The sequence below is a fragment of the Allonocardiopsis opalescens genome (assembly GCF_003002095.1).
Classification (GTDB): Bacteria; Actinomycetota; Actinomycetes; order Streptosporangiales; family Streptosporangiaceae; genus Allonocardiopsis; species Allonocardiopsis opalescens.
This window is the reverse complement of the sequence record NZ_PVZC01000007.1, coordinates 105,736-124,492: the sequence shown is the minus strand read 5'-3', so window position 1 is coordinate 124,492 and position 18,757 is coordinate 105,736. Positions and strand designations below refer to the sequence as shown.

General features: G+C 71.7%; 13 protein-coding genes. 7 read left to right on the top strand and 6 right to left on the bottom strand.

Features of this window, described 5'->3' with window-relative positions:
* Positions 1–18 precede the first annotated feature (18 nt).
* On the top strand, positions 19–1,935 hold the full coding sequence (locus CLV72_RS22330; protein ID WP_106249855.1) for a glycoside hydrolase family 127 protein: 1,917 nt from the start codon (positions 19–21) through the stop codon (positions 1,933–1,935).
* 61 nt (positions 1,936–1,996) lie between these two features.
* Entirely contained in the window at positions 1,997–3,697 is a 1,701-nt protein-coding gene (locus CLV72_RS32345; protein WP_170141076.1) for a carbohydrate-binding protein, read from the top strand.
* Positions 3,698–3,832: 135 nt separating this feature from the next.
* On the opposite strand, the gene CLV72_RS22320 is transcribed toward CLV72_RS32345, so the two are convergent.
* The 6 genes from CLV72_RS22320 to uxaC all read right to left on the bottom strand — a co-directional run bounded on the left by CLV72_RS22320 (position 3,833) and on the right by uxaC (position 11,480).
* Positions 3,833–4,618 carry an alpha/beta fold hydrolase gene (locus CLV72_RS22320; protein WP_146159526.1) on the bottom strand — a complete coding sequence of 262 codons (786 nt, stop codon included), beginning with the start codon at positions 4,616–4,618 and terminating at the stop codon, positions 3,833–3,835.
* Positions 4,619–4,718: 100 nt separating this feature from the next.
* A complete protein-coding gene (locus tag CLV72_RS22315) occupies positions 4,719–5,747 on the bottom strand; it encodes a LacI family DNA-binding transcriptional regulator (RefSeq protein ID WP_106249849.1) in 1,029 nt (342 codons plus the stop codon).
* Between the two features lie 216 nt (positions 5,748–5,963).
* Positions 5,964–7,484: an ABC transporter substrate-binding protein gene (locus CLV72_RS22310; RefSeq protein WP_106249847.1), complete on the bottom strand. Its 1,521-nt coding sequence runs from the start codon at positions 7,482–7,484 to the stop codon at positions 5,964–5,966.
* A gap of 57 nt (positions 7,485–7,541) precedes the next feature.
* Positions 7,542–8,549: a D-2-hydroxyacid dehydrogenase gene (locus tag CLV72_RS22305; RefSeq protein ID WP_106249845.1), complete on the bottom strand. Its 1,008-nt coding sequence runs from the start codon at positions 8,547–8,549 to the stop codon at positions 7,542–7,544.
* A 211-nt stretch (positions 8,550–8,760) separates the two neighbouring features.
* Positions 8,761–10,095: a mannitol dehydrogenase family protein gene (locus tag CLV72_RS22300; protein ID WP_106249843.1), complete on the bottom strand. Its 1,335-nt coding sequence runs from the start codon at positions 10,093–10,095 to the stop codon at positions 8,761–8,763.
* Entirely contained in the window at positions 10,092–11,480 is a 1,389-nt protein-coding gene (uxaC, locus tag CLV72_RS22295) for a glucuronate isomerase (protein ID WP_211303040.1), read from the bottom strand. The genes CLV72_RS22300 and uxaC overlap by 4 nt, the downstream gene beginning before the upstream one ends.
* A gap of 162 nt (positions 11,481–11,642) precedes the next feature.
* Here uxaC and CLV72_RS22290 point away from each other — a divergent pair, with 162 nt between their 5' ends.
* From CLV72_RS22290 to CLV72_RS22270, 5 genes are all read left to right on the top strand, one after another.
* On the top strand, positions 11,643–12,587 hold the full coding sequence (locus CLV72_RS22290; RefSeq protein WP_342755685.1) for an NAD(P)-dependent oxidoreductase: 945 nt from the start codon (positions 11,643–11,645) through the stop codon (positions 12,585–12,587).
* A gap of 419 nt (positions 12,588–13,006) precedes the next feature.
* Positions 13,007–13,948, top strand: coding sequence for an ABC transporter permease (locus tag CLV72_RS22285; RefSeq protein WP_106249836.1), 942 nt, complete (start codon positions 13,007–13,009; stop codon positions 13,946–13,948).
* On the top strand, positions 13,945–15,732 hold the full coding sequence (locus tag CLV72_RS22280) for a dipeptide/oligopeptide/nickel ABC transporter permease/ATP-binding protein (protein ID WP_245930379.1): 1,788 nt from the start codon (positions 13,945–13,947) through the stop codon (positions 15,730–15,732). Before CLV72_RS22285 ends, CLV72_RS22280 begins: the two co-directional genes overlap by 4 nt.
* A complete protein-coding gene (locus tag CLV72_RS22275) occupies positions 15,725–16,591 on the top strand; it encodes an ATP-binding cassette domain-containing protein (RefSeq protein WP_106249834.1) in 867 nt (288 codons plus the stop codon). The genes CLV72_RS22280 and CLV72_RS22275 overlap by 8 nt, the downstream gene beginning before the upstream one ends.
* 72 nt (positions 16,592–16,663) lie before the next feature.
* The gene (locus CLV72_RS22270; RefSeq protein ID WP_106249831.1) at positions 16,664–18,739 is read left to right on the top strand and encodes an alpha-amylase family protein; all 2,076 of its coding nucleotides are present in this window, start codon (positions 16,664–16,666) and stop codon (positions 18,737–18,739) included.
* Positions 18,740–18,757: the final 18 nt, after the last annotated feature.

Genomic DNA, 18,757 nt, shown 5'->3' with positions numbered 1-18,757 from the left:
CGCCGACGAAAGGACCCCATGACCGCCTCATCCCAGCTGAACAAGGCGCCGGCCGGCCAGGCCGGCGGCCGGCCGGTCGTCCCCTCGCGCGGGGCGCTGCGCCCGCTCGGACTGGCCGAGGTACGGCTGACCGGCGGCTTCTGGCACCGGCGCCAGCAGACCAACGGGACCGCCACCATCGAGCACTGCCGCGACTGGATGGACCGGCTCGGCTGGACCGGCCGCCCCGCCCCGGCGCCCGGCACCCGGCGCGGGCTGGAGTTCTCCGACTCCGAGGTCTACAAGCTGCTGGAGGCGATGGCCTGGGAGGCGGGCCGGACCAGGGACCCCGGTCAGGACTGGGCGGCGCGGATCGGCGGACTGGCCGGGGTGCTGGCCGCCGCGCAGGACGGCGACGGCTACCTCGGCACCGCCTTCGGCGGCCCGGGGCAGCCGGCCCGCTACAGCGACCTCGCCTTCGGCCACGAGCTGTACTGCGCCGGGCACCTGCTGCAGGCGGCGGTGGCCCGGGCCAGGACCCACGGTCTCGACGAGCTGGTGGAGGTGGCCCGCCGGGTCGCCGACCACGTGTGCGCCGCCTTCGGTCCGGACGGGAACCCGGGGGTGTGCGGGCACCCGGAGATCGAGCCCGCGCTGGTGGAGTTCGCCCGGCTCACCGGCGAGCAGCGCTACCTGGACCAGGCGGCGCTCTTCGTCGAGCGGCGCGGCCACCGCACCCTGCCCGAGCACCCGCTGGGCTGGTCCTACTTCTCCGACGACATCCCGCCGCGCACCGCGCGGGTGCTGCGCGGCCATGCCGTGCGCGCCCTGTACCTGGCCTGCGGCGTGGTCGACACGGCCGTGGAGACCGGGGACACCGAGCTGCTGGAGGCGGTCCGGGCCCAGTTCGACCGAACCCTCGCCCGGCGCACCTACCTCACCGGCGGGATGGGCTCCCACCACGAGGGCGAGTCCTTCGGCGAGGACTTCGTGCTGCCCGCCGACCGCGCCTACTCCGAGACCTGCGCGGGCGTCGCCTCGGTGATGCTGGCCTGGCGGCTGCTGCTGGCCACCGGCGACACCCGCTACGGCGACGTGATCGAGCGCGCGCTGTACAACATCGTCGCTACCTCCGTCGCCGACGACGGACGCGCCTTCTTCTACGCCAACACCCTGCACCAGCGGGTACCCGCCGAGCCCGCCGCGCCCGACCGCGCCCGGCTGCGCTTCGGCGGGGGCATGCGGGCACCCTGGTTCGAGGTGTCGTGCTGCCTGCCCAACGCGGCCCGCCTGCTGGCCTCGCTCGGCGGCTACCTGGCGACCGCCGACGGCGAGGGCGTGCAGATCCACCAGTACGCCGGCATGGACGTGCGCACCCGGCTCGACGACGGCCGGCCCGCCGGGGTGCGGGTGAGCACCGGCTACCCCGACGACGGCACCGTCGTGGTACGGATCACCGAGAGCGGCCCCGGACCGTGGACCATCGCGCTGCGGGTGCCGTCCTGGGCGACGGGCGCCGTGCTGGCCGACGCCGGCGGACGGCGTCCGGTGCCGCCCGGCCCGGCGGTGGTGCGGCGCGCCTTCGCGGTCGGCGAGGAGCTGCGGCTCGAACTGCCGCTCCAGCCGCGCTGGACCTTCCCCGACGAGCGCATCGACGCCGTCCGCGGCTGCGCCGCCGTGCAGCGGGGGCCGGTCGTACTGTGCGCGGAGTCCACCGACCAGGACGGCGGCGAGCTCGACGAGCTGCGGGTGGACGTCTCCGCGCCGCCCGAGCCGGCCCCCGGCGGCGCCATCGTGCGCGGGAGCTTCAGGCCACCGGCCGACGAAGCCTTCCCCTACACCCCGGCCGAGCCGGCACCCAGGCAGGCCCCGGCCGTCCCGGTCCGCCTGGTGCCCTACCACCGCTGGGCCCGGCGCGGACCGTCCACCATGCGCGTCTGGCTGCCCCGTACGTGAGGCGGGCGCCTCCCGCCCCACGACCCGAACCCTGACCCCGTCCCCGTCCCAGGAGAAGCAGATGAAACGATCCCGCTGGCTCGCCGCGATCCTCACCGCGGCGACCGCGACCGCCCCGCTGGCCCTCGCCCCCGCGGCCTCGGCGGCCACCACCCTGGCCGTCGACCTGGGCGCGCCGATCCGCCCGGTCACCCACGCCGCCTCCGGCGGGCTGTACGCGCTGATCGAGAACGACCGGCCCGCCGACGAGATGCTGCACCCGATCCAGCTGCGCAACGTCACCCAGCCCGCCCCGGGCACCGTGCACGAGCCCAACGGGCAGCCGCCCGGCGGCGACGCCCTGCTCGTGGCGCCCCAGGCCGACCGCGTCGGCGCGGGCGTGATCATCCGGATGCCCGACATCTACCCGCGCTTCCCCTACCAGTGGGTGAGCTGGCAGGACTGGCTGACCAAGGTCGACCGCCAGGTCCAGGACCGGCTCGCGGCCACCTCGGTGAGCAACATCGAGGGCTACGAGCTGTGGAACGAACCCGACTACACCTGGAACACCCAGGAGGCGGGCCCGTTCAACGAGGGATGGGTGCGCACCTTCCAGCGGGTGCGCGCGGCCGACCCCCTCACCCCGATCATCGGCCCGAGCACCGCGCGCTTCGACACCGGCTACATGCGCTCCTTCCTCACCCACGCCCGCGACCACGGCGCCCTGCCCGACGTGGTGAGCTGGCACGAGCTGACCGCGCCGCCCTCGGCCGTGGCCGCCCATATCGAGCAGTACCGGGCGCTGGAGCGCGAGCTGGGCATCAGCCCGCGCCCCCTCGCCCTCAACGAGTACGCCGCCACCAGCGAGGTCGACGTGCCGGGCCGGATCGCCGGCTACATCGCCAAGCTGGAGCGCGGCGGCGTGGACTCGGCCAACCGCGCCTTCTGGTACGAGTACGGCACCGTCAACGGGCTGGTGGTGAACAACGACCAGCCGACCGGGATGTGGTGGCTGTACAAGTGGTACGGCGACATGTCCGGGAACATGGTCGCCACCACCCCGGCGGCGCAGATCGGCCTGGACGGCTTCGCCTCCTACGACGCCGCCCGCGGTGTCGCGCACGTCGTCTTCGGCGACGGCGACGGCCCCGCCACCATCGACCTGACCGGCCTGGCGGACTTCGGCCCCCAGGTCGAGGTGCTGCTGGAGTCCACCCCGGCGGCCGGGCGGTTCACCCACGTGCCCGAGCCGACCGTCGAGTCCACCGGCATCCACCAGGTCAGCGGCGGCCGGCTCTCCGTCGAGCTGCCCGACATGGACCGCACCCGCGGCTACCACCTCGCCATCCGCCCGGCCCAGGGCGAACCCGCCCACCCGCACCGCTACGAGGCGGAGAACGCGTCGGTCTACCGAGCCCTGCGCCTGGAGTCGCCCACCGCGTCCAACAGCGGCTACGTCGGCAGGATCGACAACTCCGGCGACCCCCGCACCGACAGCTACGTCGACTTCCTGGTCCAGGCCCCCGAGGCGGGCGACTACACCCTCACCATCGGCTACGCCAACGGCGGCACCCGGACCTCCACCCAGGGCCTGTCCGTCAACGGCGGCCCCTGGCGGACGGTCGGCTACCCGCCGACCTCGGGCTGGGGCACCTTCGGCCCGACCGTCACCACCACGGTCCACCTGGAACCCGGCCACAACCGCATCCGCCTCGCCAAGGGCGCCCCCGGCTTCCCCGGCGCCACCGACTACGCCGAACTGGACTACATCGAACTCGGCTGACCCCGTTACCGGCACGGCCCGGGCGGGCGCACTCTCGTCCGGGCCGTGCCCGGGGCCTCAGCAGGGACGCCGGCGCGCGGCTCCGGACCGGGGAAATCCATCCGGCCTCCTGCCGGGTTGGCGCGGTCGCGCGTACTAGCGCTGCAGCGCGGAGGTGATGTGGTTGTGGATCAATCGTGCGACACGGGCGGGCTCGGCGGCCGGGGCGAGGTGCGCTGTCCGCGGCAGAGTCGCGTGGCGGGCGTTCGGAACGGCCTTGGCGATCATCACCTGGTCGGCGACGGGATTGGCGGTGTCGGCCTCTCCGCTGATGACGAGCGTCGGCGCGGTGATCGAGGGGAGGTCGTCGCGGACGTCCGCTGATGCCAGCAGATCGCTGGCGTACGCGTACCCCAGGGGATCGGTGGCTTCCAGCATGGTGCGGAAGCCGCTTACGACGTGCGGGGCTCGCCGCTGGAACTCGGGGGTGAACCAGCGGTCGATGATTCCGGGGACGATCGACGCGAAGCCGGCCGACCGCACCACGCGGCCCCGCTCCACCCAGACGTCCCGGGAGAAGCGCGCGGCGCAGCACATCGCGGTGAGCGACGCGACGCGGCGCGGTTCGCGGGCCGCGGCCCGCAGGCCGACGATGCCGCCCAGGGAGACGCCGACGACATGGGCGGTGGGGGCGTTCGCGGCGTCCATGACCGCGAACAGGTCAGTGACCAGGTCGTCGAGTTCGAACGGCCGGCGCCCGTGGATCCCGCCGCGGTCGCGCTGGTCGTAGCGGACCACGCGGTGACCGGGGGGAAGCTCCGCGACGACGCCGTCCCACATCCGTCCCGTGGTCGCGAGGGAGTTGACGAAGACGATCGTTTCGGGTGCGGCCGCCGGGGTGCCGGTGTGGCCGAGGGACACGTTCATGGCCCCGTTCGTCACGGCGTCGTCTCCTGTCGTTCGGGGTGGGGTCGGTAGAATGCAATCGGTTGCCAGGGCGGTCGGAGGACGGCGCCTTTCCAGTGGTTCCCGGAACGGGCGGTCAGACCTTTACGCGAGCGGTCGAATTGCGGATGACGAACTCGGTCGTCAGATCGACCGCGGAACCGGTGTCGTCGTCATCGAGGCTCGCGATGAGCCGCCGCGCCGCCTCTTCGCCCAGTCGGCCGAGCGGCGTGCGGATGGTGGTGATCGGCGGAGAGGTGAAATCCGAGCCGAAGATGTCGTCGAATCCGATGATGCTCAGATCGTCGGGCACGGTGATTCCGGCTCCCTGGCACGCCTGGAGCAGGCCGATGGCCATGAGGTCGTTGTAGGCGAGCACCGCGCTCGCCGTCGTGCCCGACAGCGCGGGCAGAGCCGCCGCGCCGCCCGCCAGCGTGGGGTCGTTCGGCCCGATCGTCCGCACGCCCATGCCCCGCTCGTCGGCGGCGTTCTTGAGGGTCTGTTCGCGCAGCCGGCTCATCCAGGACTTGGCCGGACCCGCGAGATAGGCGAGCGATGAGTGCCCGAGCTCTTGGAGGTGGTCGAGCGCGTCCTCGATCCCCGGTCCGACGTCGGGGACGAGGCTCGGCGTGCCGCGCAGCCTGCGGTTGACGACGAGCAGGGGCTTCTGCTCGCTGAGGGTCCGGATGGCCGTGTTCTCCAGGCGGGCGGAGACCAGCACCAGTCCGTCGACCGATCCGAGCAGGCGCTGGGCGGTCCGGTGCTCGAGATCGGCGGACTCCTGGCTCTCGGCGAGAATGAGGATGTAGCCGCGGCTCGCGGCCACCCGCTCGGCGCCGCGGACCAGTTCGAAGAAGACCGGATTGGTGATGTCGGACAGGATGAGCGCGATCATCTGGGTCCGGCCGGTCGGCAGCGCCCGCGCCATGGGGTTCAGCCGGTACCCGACCGCCTCGGCCACCTCGCGGATCCGCTGCTCGGTCGCTCCGTTCAGCCGCCCCGGCTTGTTCAGCGCCCGGGAGACCGTCGACGGGCTCACTCCGCTGAGGCGTGCGACGTCATAGATCGTCGCCGGAGGCCGCGTGCGGCCCGTAGCCGATGCTGTGCTCTGCTTGCGGGGCGCCACACCAACTCATTCCAGAAGAACAGCGTCAGATCTGATGACGCGAGGTCACGATTTCGAGGGCTGTCAACGACCGTCCGCGGCCCGTCCTCGTGGGATCATACCGCTTGGCTCCGTGCGTGTACGTGCCGTCTCCGGAGCGTCCGAGGCCAATCGGGGAACGGGTGTCGACCGGTTGCCATGGACTGCTCTGGCGACCGGTCGACATTACTGCTCGGCCTACCGGCTCAGGGCGAACACGCGGATGTCGAACAGGGCGTTCGCGGTTCCGACGTACTCCACTCCGTCCCTGGTCGCCCAGTTGGTGCTCTGCAGGAAGATGGGCGCGGACCAGGCGTTCTCCACCGCGAAGGCATTGATCTCCCGGTAGATCCCGTTCGCCGCCTCCGGATCGGTCTCCGCGGCCAGATCCTCGAGCAGCCCGTCCAGCTCGGGGTCCGTCGTCCCGAAGGGGTTCTGCGATCCGGACTCCTCGAAGTACAGCGCCACCGTTCTGGACGGGGGCGCGACCGCGCCGAGGTTGAAGTACATCCCCCAGTTGGTGGTCTGCCCGGACTGCTGCGCCGGCACGGGCTCCCACTCCACCGTGATGCCGATGTCGGCGAGCGCCTGCGTGATCGTCGGCTGCACCTGCTGGACGAAGAGGTTCGCCGGCATCGTGAGGGTGAACCCGTCGGGGTACCCGGCCTCGGCCAGCAGCTCCCTCGCCCGGTCGGGGGCGTACTCGTACTCGCCGTTGAGCTCCTCGACGAACGCGGGCGAGAGCGTGTTGAAGATCTGCGTGGTCGGCTGGCCCAGGCCGAGGAAGATGGCGTCGATGATCCCCTGGCGGTCGAAGGCGAGGTTGATGGCCTGCCGGACCCGCACGTCCGCGAGCGCCGGCACCACCTCGCCGGCCCGGTCGGCGATCACGATCTGCCCGACCGAGATGCCGTCGACGCGCTGCAGCGTGAAGCCGGCCCTTTCCACCTGCCCGGCCTGCGTCTCGTCGACGGTGCCCGCGTCCAGCTCTCCGGTGAGCAGCGCGTTGAAGAGCGCGGTCCGGTCCTGGATCGCGCGCACCGTGACCGTCTCGAACGGGTAGGCGTCCGCGTTCCAGTGGTCGTCGCGGCGTTCGAGGACGTAGGTGGATCCGTCGACGGTCTCCTCGCGGTTGAGGACGTAGGGACCCGAGCCGACCGGGTTGAGAGCGGTGCTCTCGTCGTCGATGGTGTCGGGGTCGCCGATGACACCCGAGCCGAAGGCCAGGGCGACGAGCAGGTTCGGGTCGGGCTCGCTCAGGTTGAGGACCACGGTGTGCTCGTCGGGGGTGTCGACCGACTCGATCGCGCCGAGGTTGTTCTGCTGGGGTCCCGCGGTGTCCCGGGTCCGTTCCAGCGTGACCCGCACGGCCTCGGAGGTCACCGGGTCCCCGTCGCTGAAGGTCATGTCATCGCGCAGCCGGAGGGTGAGTGTCCTGGCGTCCTCGGAGTACTCCCAGCTCTCGGCGGCGGCGGGCTGGAGTTCGCCTTCGTTGTCGCTGTAGATGAGGGTGTCGTAGAGAGAGCCCCAGACGTACCGCTGCGTCCCGTCGTGGAGCTGTGCCGGGTCGAGTGAGTTCGGCGGCGCCTGCACACCGAAGGTGAGGGTCGCCGCGCCCTCGTCCTGGGATCCGCCTGGGCCCCCGCAGGCCGTGAGGGCGATGGCGAGGACCGCGATGGCGGCGCCGGTCGCCGGTCGGCGCGGTTTGAACTGTGACATGGGCTGAGCTCCTTTGTGCTGCGGTGCCGCGAGGAATGGCGGTATCGGGGAGAGTGGCTACCTCCTGGTGAAGATGTCGCGAGGGCCGAGGGCGTTGAGCAGGGGCTCACCGCGGCGGTACCGGCCGATGTTCTCGACGATCATGTCGATCGAGCGCTGCGTGCGGTCGGGCAGCATGGGCGTCATGTGCGGTGTGATGATGACGTTCGGCAGGTCCCACAGCGGGGATTCGGCCGGCAGCGGCTCGGGGTCGGTGACGTCCAGGCCCGCTCCGGCGATCTGGCCGGTTCGCAGGGCGTCGATGAGGGCGTCCTGGTCGATGACCGGTCCGCGCGCCATGTTGATGATGTAGGCGTCGTCCTTCATCGAGGCGAACTGCTCGGTGGAGAACAGGTGGTAGGTCTCGTCGCTCAGCGGCGCGGCCAGCATGATCACGTCGGCCTCCGCGATGAGCGTGTCCAGGGAGTCGCCCGCGTCGGTGGCGAGCATGAGGTCCACGGCGGGATGGGTCCGGCCGGCCTGGCGCCGGAGCGCGACGACGCGCATGCCGAAGGCCCTGCCGAGTTCGGCCATCTCACGCCCGGTGTGCCCGAATCCGACGATGCCGAGCGTCTTGCCCCACAGGGCCAGCCGGTGGTGGTAGTCGGGGATGCCGCGCCACACGTGCTCGGCCTGCTTCTCCAACAGCCGCCTGGCGTCGAAGGTGAGCGCGAGGGCGAAGAAGAACCCGTGCTGGGCGAGCGCGGGTGCGGAGCGGCCGGCCGAGCCGGTCACGATCAGCCCCTTCTCGAAGACCTCGGGACGGGCCGACCGGGTCAGTCCGGAGTGGTCGCAGTGCACCCAGCGCAGTTTCGGCGCCTTGAGGAAGCGGTCGTCGAGGTCGATGGGCAGCACAGCGACATCCGCGTGCTCCAGTGCCTCGGCGATGCCCTCCGCGTCGCCGGGGTGGAGGTGCACGAACTCGGCGGGAGCGAAGGCGGCGCGGAGCAGGTCGATCTCGTGGGGCTGGTAGAGCACGGTCGCCAGGACGCTGCGGATCTCTCGTTCCTCCGAAGGAGACGGCATCGTGGTGGACTCCCTTGTTCCAAGGACGGAGATGTTCCAGAGACGCAGATGTTCCAGAGGCGGAGACTTCCGCGTCCGGCGGAGCCCCGAGTTGCGGCAGCGTATGGCAGTCGCGGAGATTTTGTCAATCGGTTGCCAAGTTATGGACGTCCCGCCGGAACGGGCGGAGCGTCCGGCACCCGCCGGCGCGGACGATGCCCGTCCGCGCTGCTCAGGCCGCGCCGCGGCGGCCGAGCTCGTCCAGGCCGCGGCGGACCGCGTCGACGAAGCCGCCGTCCGCGGCCAGGACGGGAGACAGGGCGTGGACGGCGGTCTCGACGTCCCCGACCACCGAGGCGGCGGCCCAGCAGGCGACGGCGAAGGCGCACGCGCCGGCCGGGCGCCCGGCCGCACGCTCGGCCACCGCGACCGGGATGATGCGCAGCTTCAGCTTCGCCGCGCTGTCCGCCGCGATCTGCGCCAGCCGGTGCTCGATGCGCGGATTCGCGAAGCGGGTCCGGAGCTGCTCCGCATAGGCCGGCGGCTCGACCTCCGCGGGCAGCTGCGCGGCGGCCTCGTCCCACAGGGCGTCGACCATCTCCCGCAGCCGCGGGTCGCCCATCGCGCCCGCGACGGTCTCATGGCCGAGCGCGAGCCCGCCGTTCGCCAGCATGGTGTGGGCGCCGTTGAGCATCCAGAGCTTGCGGCGCTCCCACGGCTCGATATCGGCCGTGAAGCGCGCTCCGGCGTCCTCCCAGCACGGGCGTCCGGCGGGGAAGTCCCCGCTGAGCACCCAGTCGGTGAACGGCTCGGTGATCACCGGTGCCGCGTCCTGGAACGGGGCGTCCCTGTTCACGGCGGCCACGTCCGCCGCCGTGGTCCGCGGGGTGATCCTGTCGACGGAGGTGGACACGAAGCTCACCTCGGCCGAGATCCACGCCGCCAGCCCGGTGTCCACCTCGGCCGCCGCCTGGAGCAGTCCGGTGGACAGGAACCGGCCGTTGTCCGGCACGTTGTCGCAGGGGACCACGGCGATTCCGGGCAGCCGGGCCCGGCGCCGGGCGTCGAGCCCGAGCAGCAGCCGGCCGAGGAGTGTGGTCGGCGCGAAGCCGCCGAACGGTTCGGACGCGAGTCCGGCGAGGTCGGCGGTGAGGCCGGCGTCCTCGCGGTCGAGGCCGCCGTCCCATGCCAGGCGGTAGCCCCGCTCCGTGACGGTGATGGTGGCGATCGCCAGCTCCGGCCGGGAGAAGGCCGCGATGAGCGCCGGCAGGTCGGAGCCGGGCCGGGCCTGGACGATGCTGGTGACGACCTCGGAGGTATCGCCGCCGGCGCCGCGCCGGACCAGCGTGTAGAGGCCGTCCTGCGCGTCGAGGAGGCGCGCGTTCCGATCGCTGCGCCCGGTGAAGGCGGCGATGCCCCACTGGTCGCGGTCGCGGGCGTGCTGCGTGTACCAGGCCTGGTGCGCGCGGTGGAAGGCGCCGAGCCCGAAGTGGACGATCCGGACCGGCGCGGCCGCCGAGTCCCGGCCCGCGGCGGCGAGGTTCGGCCGGGAGAGCGGGGGCGTCACAGCTTGAAGGCCTTCCGCGGGATGGTGGCGACGAGGTCGTCGATGATGGTCTCCGCCATCTGCAGGCCGAGCCGCCCCTCGGTGACGTACCGGGCGAGGAAGGACGCGTCGACCCGGCGCGAGACGTCGTGGCGGGACGGGATCGACAGGAAGGCGCGGGTGTCGTCGATGAAGCCCGAGGTCCGGTAGAAGCCCGCGGTCTCGGTGATCGCGGCGCGCCAGCGCAGGATGGCGTCGGGGGCGTCGAGGAACCACCACGGCGCGCCGATGAAGACGCTCGGGTAGAAGCCCGCCAGCGGGGCGAGTTCGCGCGAGTAGACGGTCTCGTCGACCGTGAACAGCACGAGGTGGAAGCCGGCTTCGAGGCCGAAGCTCTCGAGGAGGGGCCGCAGCTCGTCGGTGAAGGCGGTGCGCAGCGGGATGTCGTGCCCGGTGTCGGCGCCGAAGCCGCGGAAGGTCCGCGTCGAGTGGTTCCGGCGGACACCGGGATGGAGCGTCAGCACCAGGCCGTCCTCGACCGACATCTCCGCCATCCGCCAGAGCAGGTGGCCGCGGAACAGCCGCCGGTCCGCGTCCGTCGCGCCACCGCCCATGACCCGGGCGAACAGCCGCTCGGCCTCCCGCGGATCCAGTTGCGCGGTGAACGGGTCCTCGACGCCGACGTCGACGGACACGGCCCCGTGCCGCAGGAAGTGCTCGCGGCGGGCCCGCAGCGCGTCGAGGTAGCCCTTGAAGCCGGGGGCGCCGCCGGTGGCGGCGGTGAGCCGCTCGACATTCTCGCGGAAACCGTTTGCACCGGGATCGATGTAGCGGTCCGGGCGGAAGGTCGGCAGCACGCGATGGGCGAACGACGGATCCGCCGCCAGTTCGGCGTGCGCCTCCAACGGGTCCAGCGGGTCGTCGGTGGTCGCGAGCACCGTGATGCGGAAAGCGTCGAACAGCGCGCGCGGCCGCATCGCGGGAGACATGAGTGCCGTGCTGATGGCGTCGTAGAGCTTGTCGGCGTTCTCCTCGTTGAGCGGTTCGTGGATGCCGAACACCGTCTCGAGCGAATCGGCGAACCACACGGCGACCGCTGTTCCGGCGAAGTGGGACTGGTGCCGCGCGAAGGTGCGCCACACCTTCCGGGGGTCGCCGCCCGGGTCGACGAGGTCCTGGAGGGGTTCGCCGGCGGCGTGCAGGAGCCGGATGACGTAGTGGTCCGAGGAGATGAAGAGGTCCGCGGGGTTGCCGAAGGGCAGGTTCCCGGCGACGGTCTCGGCCGGGACGTGTCCGTGCGGAGAGATGACCGGGGCCGACCTCACGCGCTCGTACAGGCCGCGAGCGATGTCCCTGGTGCGCGGCTCACCGGGCAGCAGGCGGTCATGGTCTCTGGCGGATGGCAACTGAAACCCCCGATCTGGTCCACTGGCGGCGCCGCGGACGCGGCGCACGCGCGGGGAGCACGACACCGCGCTGTGGCGGGGCCCGCGTTCCCCGGTTACTGTAGATGACAATCGGTTGCCATGCCACTGCATGGACGCGGTGACCGCTCACATGCCGTCCCTATGCGGAACGCGAGCGATAAACGGAATCGCATTCGTTGGGAATCCCCGGAATGGAAGGGAAGACGAAACGCAATGACGTCGATCGCATTCATCGGACTGGGGGTCATGGGACTGCCCATGGCGGTCAACCTGAAGCGGCGCGGACACGAGGTGACCGGCGTGGTGCGTCCGGGCCGCGCCCACGCCGGTGCGCTCGAAGCGGGGCTGGCGGTGACGGACGACCTGCCGCGGGCGGTCTCCGGCGCCGACGTCGTCATCACGATGCTTCCCGACACCCCGGACGTCCGTTCGGCGCTGACGGACGCGGTGCCGCACCTGCGGGCGGGGGCGCTCGTGATCGATATGAGCACCATCGATCCCACGGCGACCCGCGAGATCCGGGCGCGGATCGTGCCGGAATCGGTGGGGATGCTCGACGCGCCGGTCAGCGGCGGGGAGGCGGGTGCCGTCGACGGCGTCCTGTCGATCATGGTGGGCGGGTCGAAGGAGCACTTCTCGGCCGCGCTGCCGGTGTTCGAGGCGATGGGAAGGACCATCGTGCACGTGGGGCCGATCGGCGCGGGGCAGGTCGTCAAAGCGGCGAACCAGCTCATCGTGGCGGGCAACATCCAGATGGTCGCCGAGGCCGTCGCCTTCCTGGATGCGCAGGGCGCGGACCTGCCCGCCGCCCTGGACGTGATCGGCGGCGGGCTGGCGGGGAGCACGGTCCTGGAGCGCAAGCGGCCGGCCTTCCTGGGGCGCTCCTACCGGCCCGGGTTCCGGCTCGCCCTGCACGCCAAGGACCTGGGCATCGTGCAGGACACGGCCGCCGCGGCGGGCCTGTCCCTGCCGCTCACCGCCGCCGTGACGCAACTGGTGCGCGCGCTGGTCGCCCGCGGCGACGGGCACCTGGACCACGCCGCGCTCCTCAAACTCACCGAGGAACTGAACGGCCGCGGTGTCTAGGCGCCGCGCCGCCTCCCGCCACGAGGCACGCACGGCCGCACCCGTCCGCCCGGCCGCGCCGGCACCGAGATTTGGCGATCGGTTGCCATGTCAGCCGAAAGGGGTCCGGCCGCGAAGCTGCGGTCCGGCCGCCCTGCGGTGATCGGCGAGTACAACTGCCATGTTCAAGCCTGTCGTGCCCTGGTCCGCGCATCGCGATCGATGCGGCGGGGCGGGATCCCCCACGCCCTTGGGTCGTAGCAGCCGGTCGGCGACCGACGGCAAACGGTTGACAGGATCGACGCAGCCATGCACTATCGCTTCTCACCCACGCTGATGTGCGGTCGGTCACGTCCGCCCCGCGCACGTGCGACCGCCACTCGGCTTTCGCCGGTGCGTCCGCACCGGCGATACCCGCGTCGAGAAACCGGGGGCCGCTGATGGTCTCGTACATCCTGCGCCGTGTCGCGACGGGACTGGTGCTCGCCGTCCTCGTCACCTTCATCACCTTCTGGCTGCTCAGTTTCTCCTTCGACGGCGTCGTCACCAACGTCCTGGGGCCGGCCGCGTCACCGGACGCGGTGGAGGCGATGCGGGAGCAGCTCGGACTGAACCGCCCGCTGTTCGCGCAGTACTTCGAGTGGCTCGGCGGAGTGCTCCGCGGCGACTTCGGAGTCTCGCTCTTCACCAGTGAGCCGGTGGCGACCGCGGTCTCGGCGCGGCTGGGGGTGACCCTCTCGATCGTGCTGGTCGCGCTGGTGCTCAGCGTCGTCGTCAGCGTGCTCCTCGGCGTGCTGGCGGCCTCGCGCGCCGGCGCGGTCGACCGCCTCGCCCAGGGCGTGTCGCTGACCGGTCTTCTGCTCCCGAACCTGTTGATCGCGATCGTGCTGGTCGTCGTGTTCGCCATCAACGCGCGACTGCTGCCCGCCACCGGTTACACCCCCTTCGGGGAGGACCCGGTGCGGTGGGCCGCGTCGATCACGATCCCGGTGACCGTCCTGGTGATCAACGGTGTGGCGAACATGGCCGCGCAGGTCCGCGGGACGATGATCGGCGAGTTGCGAAAGGACTACGTGCGCACCCTCCGCACCCGCGGTGTCCCGACCTGGTCCATCGTCTACAAGCACGCGCTGCGCAACGCCGCCGCCCCGGCCCTGGTGGTCCTCTCCCTGGAGTTCCTCGCCATGCTGGGCGGCGCGCTCATCATCGAGAACGTGTTCGCCCTGCCGGGATTCGGTTCGTTCGCGTTCAACTCGTCCATCCAAGGAGACATCCCCGTCATCATGGGCATCACGGTCTTCAGCGTGATGCTCGTGGTGGGTGTGAACCTCCTGATCGATCTGGTCAACGGCTGGCTCAACCCGAAGGCGAGGATCTATTGAGCAGCGAACCGGCTCTCATCGGCACGGAGGCGGCCCCCGCGGCGCCGAAGCGGTCGGCCCTCCGGCGCCTCATCAGGGATCCCCAGGCCGACATCACCGCGGGCCTGCTGCTGGTCTTCGTCATCCTGGGCCTGCTGGCGCCGTGGGTCACCGGCCATGGACCGAACGAGGCCGTGCTCAGCGCGGTGAACGCTCCGGTCGGTACGCCCGGCTACCCCCTCGGCGGCGACCAGAACGGGCGCGACATCTGGGCCCGCCTCATCTACTCGATCAACACCAGCGTGCTCTCCGCGCTGATCGGCACGGGCGTCGCGATCGCCGTGGGGCTGAGCTGCGGGCTGATCGGCGGCTACTTCGGCGGCCGGGTGCGGGGCGCGATCGAGTGGGTCTTCAATCTGATCATGACCTTCCCCGGGATCCTGCTCCTGATCGTGCTCATGCCGCTCACCAGGGGAGACTTCCGGGTCACCATGCTCATCTTCGGCGTGCTGCTCGCGCCGGGGACCTACCGGCTGGTCCGGAACGTCACCGTCGGAGTCCGGAACGAGCTCTATGTCGACGCCGCGCGCGTCGCCGGGCTCTCGACCCTCCGGATCCTGGGGCGCCATGTCATGCCCGTGGTCCGCGGACCGGTGATCATCTCCACCGCCTTCCTGATGGGATCGGCGATCAGCGTCCAAGCGGGCCTGGCCTTCCTCGGCGTGGGTTCGAGCGACGTCCCGAGCTTCGGCGCGATGATCTCCTACGGCTTCCTCAACCTCTACGTGGACCCGCTGCAGTTCGTCTGGCCCGCCCTGCTGCTCGGGGTCTCCACCGCCTCACTGGTGCTGCTCGGCAACTCCCTGCGGGACGCCCTCGAAGGGGCCCGTCCCAAGGCGTCGAAGGTGGGTGCCACGGCGCGGGCGAAGGCGGTGCCGAGATCCGGCGACGACGCCGGTGCACTCCTCAGCATCCGGGACCTGCGTCTCAGCTATCCCGATCCGGGCGGCGAGCCCAAGCCCGTACTGAACGGGGTCTCGGTCACGCTGAACGCGGGCGAGACCCTGGGGCTCGTGGGCGAATCGGGTTCGGGGAAGACCCAGACGGCCTTCGCCGTCCTGGGGGTGCTGCCCGCCGAGGCGACCGTCACCGAAGGCTCGATCAGGCTCGACGGCCGCGAACTCGTCGGCCTTCCGGAGCGCGGACTCCGCGCGCTCCGCGGGCGCGAGATCGCCTACGTTCCACAGGAGCCGATGTCCAACCTGGACCCGTCGTTCACCATCGGCGCCCAGGTGGTCGAGGGCATCCGCGCCACGACGGCGATGTCGCGGTCCGCGGCGCGGGCACGGGCGCTCGAACTGCTCGGCCACGTCGGCATCGCCGATCCCCGGCGCACGATGGGCCTGTATCCGCACCAGATCTCCGGAGGCATGGCGCAGCGGGTCCTGATCGCGTCGGCCGTCGCGAGCCGGCCGAGAGTGCTCATCGCGGACGAGCCGACGACGGCCTTGGACGTCACCATCCAGGCCGAGATCCTGGACCTCCTGCGCGAGCTGCAGCGGGAGATGGGGATGGCCATCCTGCTCGTCACCCACAACTTCGGGGTGGTGGCGGACATCTGCGACCGGATGGCCGTCATGCAGGACGGACGGATCGTCGAGTCCGGAACCGTTCTGGACGTCTTCCGGGAGCCCCGGCACCCGTACACGAAGAAGCTCCTCGCCTCGATCCTGGACGAAAGCGTGGTCCGGGAGGACCCGCCCGTACTGATCGGCGACACGACGAGAGGACCGGGTCATGGCTGAGCCGCTGCTCCAGGTGGAGAAGCTCAGGGTGCAGTTCCCCGGCCGGGGCTTTCGGGCCAAGCCCCACGAGGTCCTGCACGGTGTCTCACTCGCCATCGGACAGGGCGAGGTCCTGGGGCTGGTCGGCGAGTCCGGTTCCGGCAAGACGACGATCGGCCGCGCAGTGCTCGGCCTGGTGAAACCGAGCGGAGGTGCCATCCGCTTCGACGGGGAGGACATCACCCACGCCGGAGCGCGCCGGCGCCGGGAACTGGCCCGGCACATCCAGGTCGTGTTCCAGGACCCGTACTCCTCGCTGAACCCGGCGCTCACCGTCGGCGACATCCTCAGCGAACCGCTCATCGTCCAGGGCGCGAGCCCTCGCGACGCCCGAGCCCGGGTGCGGGGGCTGCTGGAGCAGGTGGAACTCCCCAAGGACACCGCGGACCGGCTGCCGCGCGAGTTCAGCGGAGGGCAGCGGCAGCGCGTCGCCATCGCCCGGGCCCTCGCGCCGCGTCCCAAGCTCATCGTCTGCGACGAGCCGGTCTCGGCCCTGGACCTGTCCACGCAGGCCCTGGTTCTGAAGCTGCTCATCGACATCCAGCAGGAGACCGGGGTCGCGTTCCTGTTCATCTCGCACGACCTCGCGGTGGTGCGGCACATCAGCCACCGCGTGTCGGTGATCTACACCGGGAACATCGTCGAGACGGGCCCGGCGGCGGCGGTCACATCGGATCCGCGGCATCCGTACAGCAAGCGCCTTCTCGTCGCGGCACCGCTCGCCGACCCGGTCGAGCAGCGCAGGCGCCGCGAGGAGCGCAAGCGCCTCGCCGGGCAGGACCTCCCCGAGACGAGGGGGACCCAGGCGCCCTCGCGCTGATCCGCACCACCGTGCCGCGCGGCCCGCCGCGCGGCCGCGCCCACTTTCCATCCCTCCGTCGTTAGGCGTGCCATGCAAGTGGATTCTCCCAGCACCGAAAGAGACCTGCCCCGCGACAGCAGGTGGCGCCTGCCCTACAACATCCTGCAGACGAACCTGCAGGACATCGACGCGAGCATGGACGCCGAGGCCGCCGCGGACGCGGTGCGGGAGTACGGCGCCGATACCTGGCTCCTCAACGCGGGCGGGATCTCGTCCTTCTATCCGACCGATCTCCCGTTCCAGACGCGCAATCCGCTGCTGGGCTCGCGGCCTTCGGGCGACCTGTTCGGCGACGCCGTGGCGGCCGCGAAGCGCCGCGGGATCAAGGTGATCGCGCGCTTCGACATGTCCAAGGTCTCGGCGCGGATCGCGGCCGCTCACCCGGAGTGGCTGTACCGCTCGCCGGCGGGGCGGCCGCAGGTGTACAACACGCTCTCCAGCGCGTGCCCCTCTGGCGAGTACTACCAGGAGCGGAGCCTGGACGTCGTCGACGAGGTACTGGACCGGTACGACGTCGACGGCGTCTTCTTCAACTGGTTCAACTTCAACGAGCGCGACTATGACGAGGTGATGCACGGCCCCTGCCACTGCGGGGCGTGCCAGGAGGGCTTCGCCCGGTTCAGCGGCGGGCGGCCGCTGCCGGCGGACATGAAAGCGCCGGAGTTCGGGCTGTGGCGGCGGTACGTCTCCGCGACCCTCGCCCGGCTCACGGCGAAGATCGTCGACCATGTCGGCTCCCGGGGCCGAGACGTAGGCGTCATCCTCCGGCGGGGCGCGCCCATCGAGTACGTCGAAGGCAACAACGCCTACCGGGCGATGCCGGGGAAGGAGTTCTGGCCGCACGCCACGGCGGAGGCGGTCAGCGCCCAGACCTCCTCCCGGCCGGGGGCGTCGGTCATGGTCAACTGCGTCGCCTTCATCGACCCCGTCTACCGGATGGGCTCCGAGCAGCCCGAGCACTTCGCGCAGTACCTCGTGCAGGCGGTCGCCCGAGGGGGGAACCCCTCCGCCTACTACTTCGGCGCCCCCGGTCGGCTGCCGATGGAATGGGCCGTCTCCGCCGGGCGGGAGGTGATGCGCTTCCGCTCGGCGCACGGCGAGCTGTACCGGGACCTGCGGCCGGCGGCCACCGTCGGCCTGGTACGGCCCGACCACGGTTCGGCGGCCCCAGGGGCGTACTGGGACGTGCTCGAGGAGTTCCGGGGCCTGTACCTGGCGCTCCTCGAGGCGCACATCCCGTTCGACGTCCTCCCGGTCGACCGGCTCGCCCGGCTGGGGGCCGACGGGGCGCTCCGGCGGTACGGTCTCGTGGTCCTGCCCGACGTCGGCACGCTCCGCGACGGCGCGGCCGCCGTGGACGAGTACGTGCACGGCGGCGGCACGCTCCTGCTGACCGGTTCGTCGGGCGTGGGCCGGGACGGCGCCCTGGAGCTGGCGAGTTCACCGGCGCTCCAGGCGCTGGTCCCCGTGCTCTCGGGGGAGGAACTGCGGTCGACCTACGTGACGGACCGCCCGCAGCCGCGAGCCGGCGAGTTCCACTACAGCGGTCCGCTGATCCCCGTGTTCGGCCGCTACCAGCGGTTCGCCTGGAAACCGGGGGCCGAGAAGACCGGCGCCGTGCTGCCCCGGGCGCCCTTCGGTCCCCCGGAGCTGTCCTACGGGCACATCGTCGGCGGCGACCCCGGCCACGTGCGCTCCCGTTTCGGCTCCGGCCGGGTGGTGCATGTGCCGTGGACGGTCGGCCGCACCTACCGCGAGTTCGGCAAGACGGACGTCCGCGATCACATCGTGAGTGTCGCGCGGTCCGTGCTGCGGGTGCCGGTCACCGCGGACCTGCCCGATTCCGTGGAGGTCATCGTCGGTTCGAGCGGCCGGAGCACCGTGGTGCACCTGATCAACCACAGCGGCGCGGGCCGGCGTTCCTACGGGCCGCACCTGCCGGTGCCCGGCGGGCGCCTGCGGCTGGTCGGCGAGGGGGCGCGAAGCCGCACGGCTACCGCACTGGTGTCCGGTACCCCCTTGCGCGCGGAGGCGGACGACGGCGATCTCGTCTTCGAGCTGCCGGCACTCGACCTGTTCGAGGTCGTCGCCATCGCCCCCGAGTGAGGCCGCCGACCGGGAGGC

Excerpts from the sequence above, each read along its gene's own strand:
- CLV72_RS22310 (WP_106249847.1), bottom strand. The coding sequence starts at position 7,484 with ATGTCACAGTTCAAACCGCGCCGACCGGCGACCGGCGCCGCCATCGCG.
- CLV72_RS22275 (WP_106249834.1), top strand. The coding sequence starts at position 15,725 with ATGGCTGAGCCGCTGCTCCAGGTGGAGAAGCTCAGGGTGCAGTTCCCC.
- CLV72_RS22305 (WP_106249845.1), bottom strand. The coding sequence starts at position 8,549 with ATGCCGTCTCCTTCGGAGGAACGAGAGATCCGCAGCGTCCTGGCGACC.
- CLV72_RS32345 (WP_170141076.1), top strand. The coding sequence starts at position 1,997 with ATGAAACGATCCCGCTGGCTCGCCGCGATCCTCACCGCGGCGACCGCG.
- CLV72_RS22290 (WP_342755685.1), top strand. The coding sequence starts at position 11,643 with ATGCGGAACGCGAGCGATAAACGGAATCGCATTCGTTGGGAATCCCCG.
- CLV72_RS22285 (WP_106249836.1), top strand. The coding sequence starts at position 13,007 with ATGGTCTCGTACATCCTGCGCCGTGTCGCGACGGGACTGGTGCTCGCC.
- CLV72_RS22330 (WP_106249855.1), top strand. The coding sequence starts at position 19 with ATGACCGCCTCATCCCAGCTGAACAAGGCGCCGGCCGGCCAGGCCGGC.
- CLV72_RS22270 (WP_106249831.1), top strand. The coding sequence starts at position 16,664 with ATGCAAGTGGATTCTCCCAGCACCGAAAGAGACCTGCCCCGCGACAGC.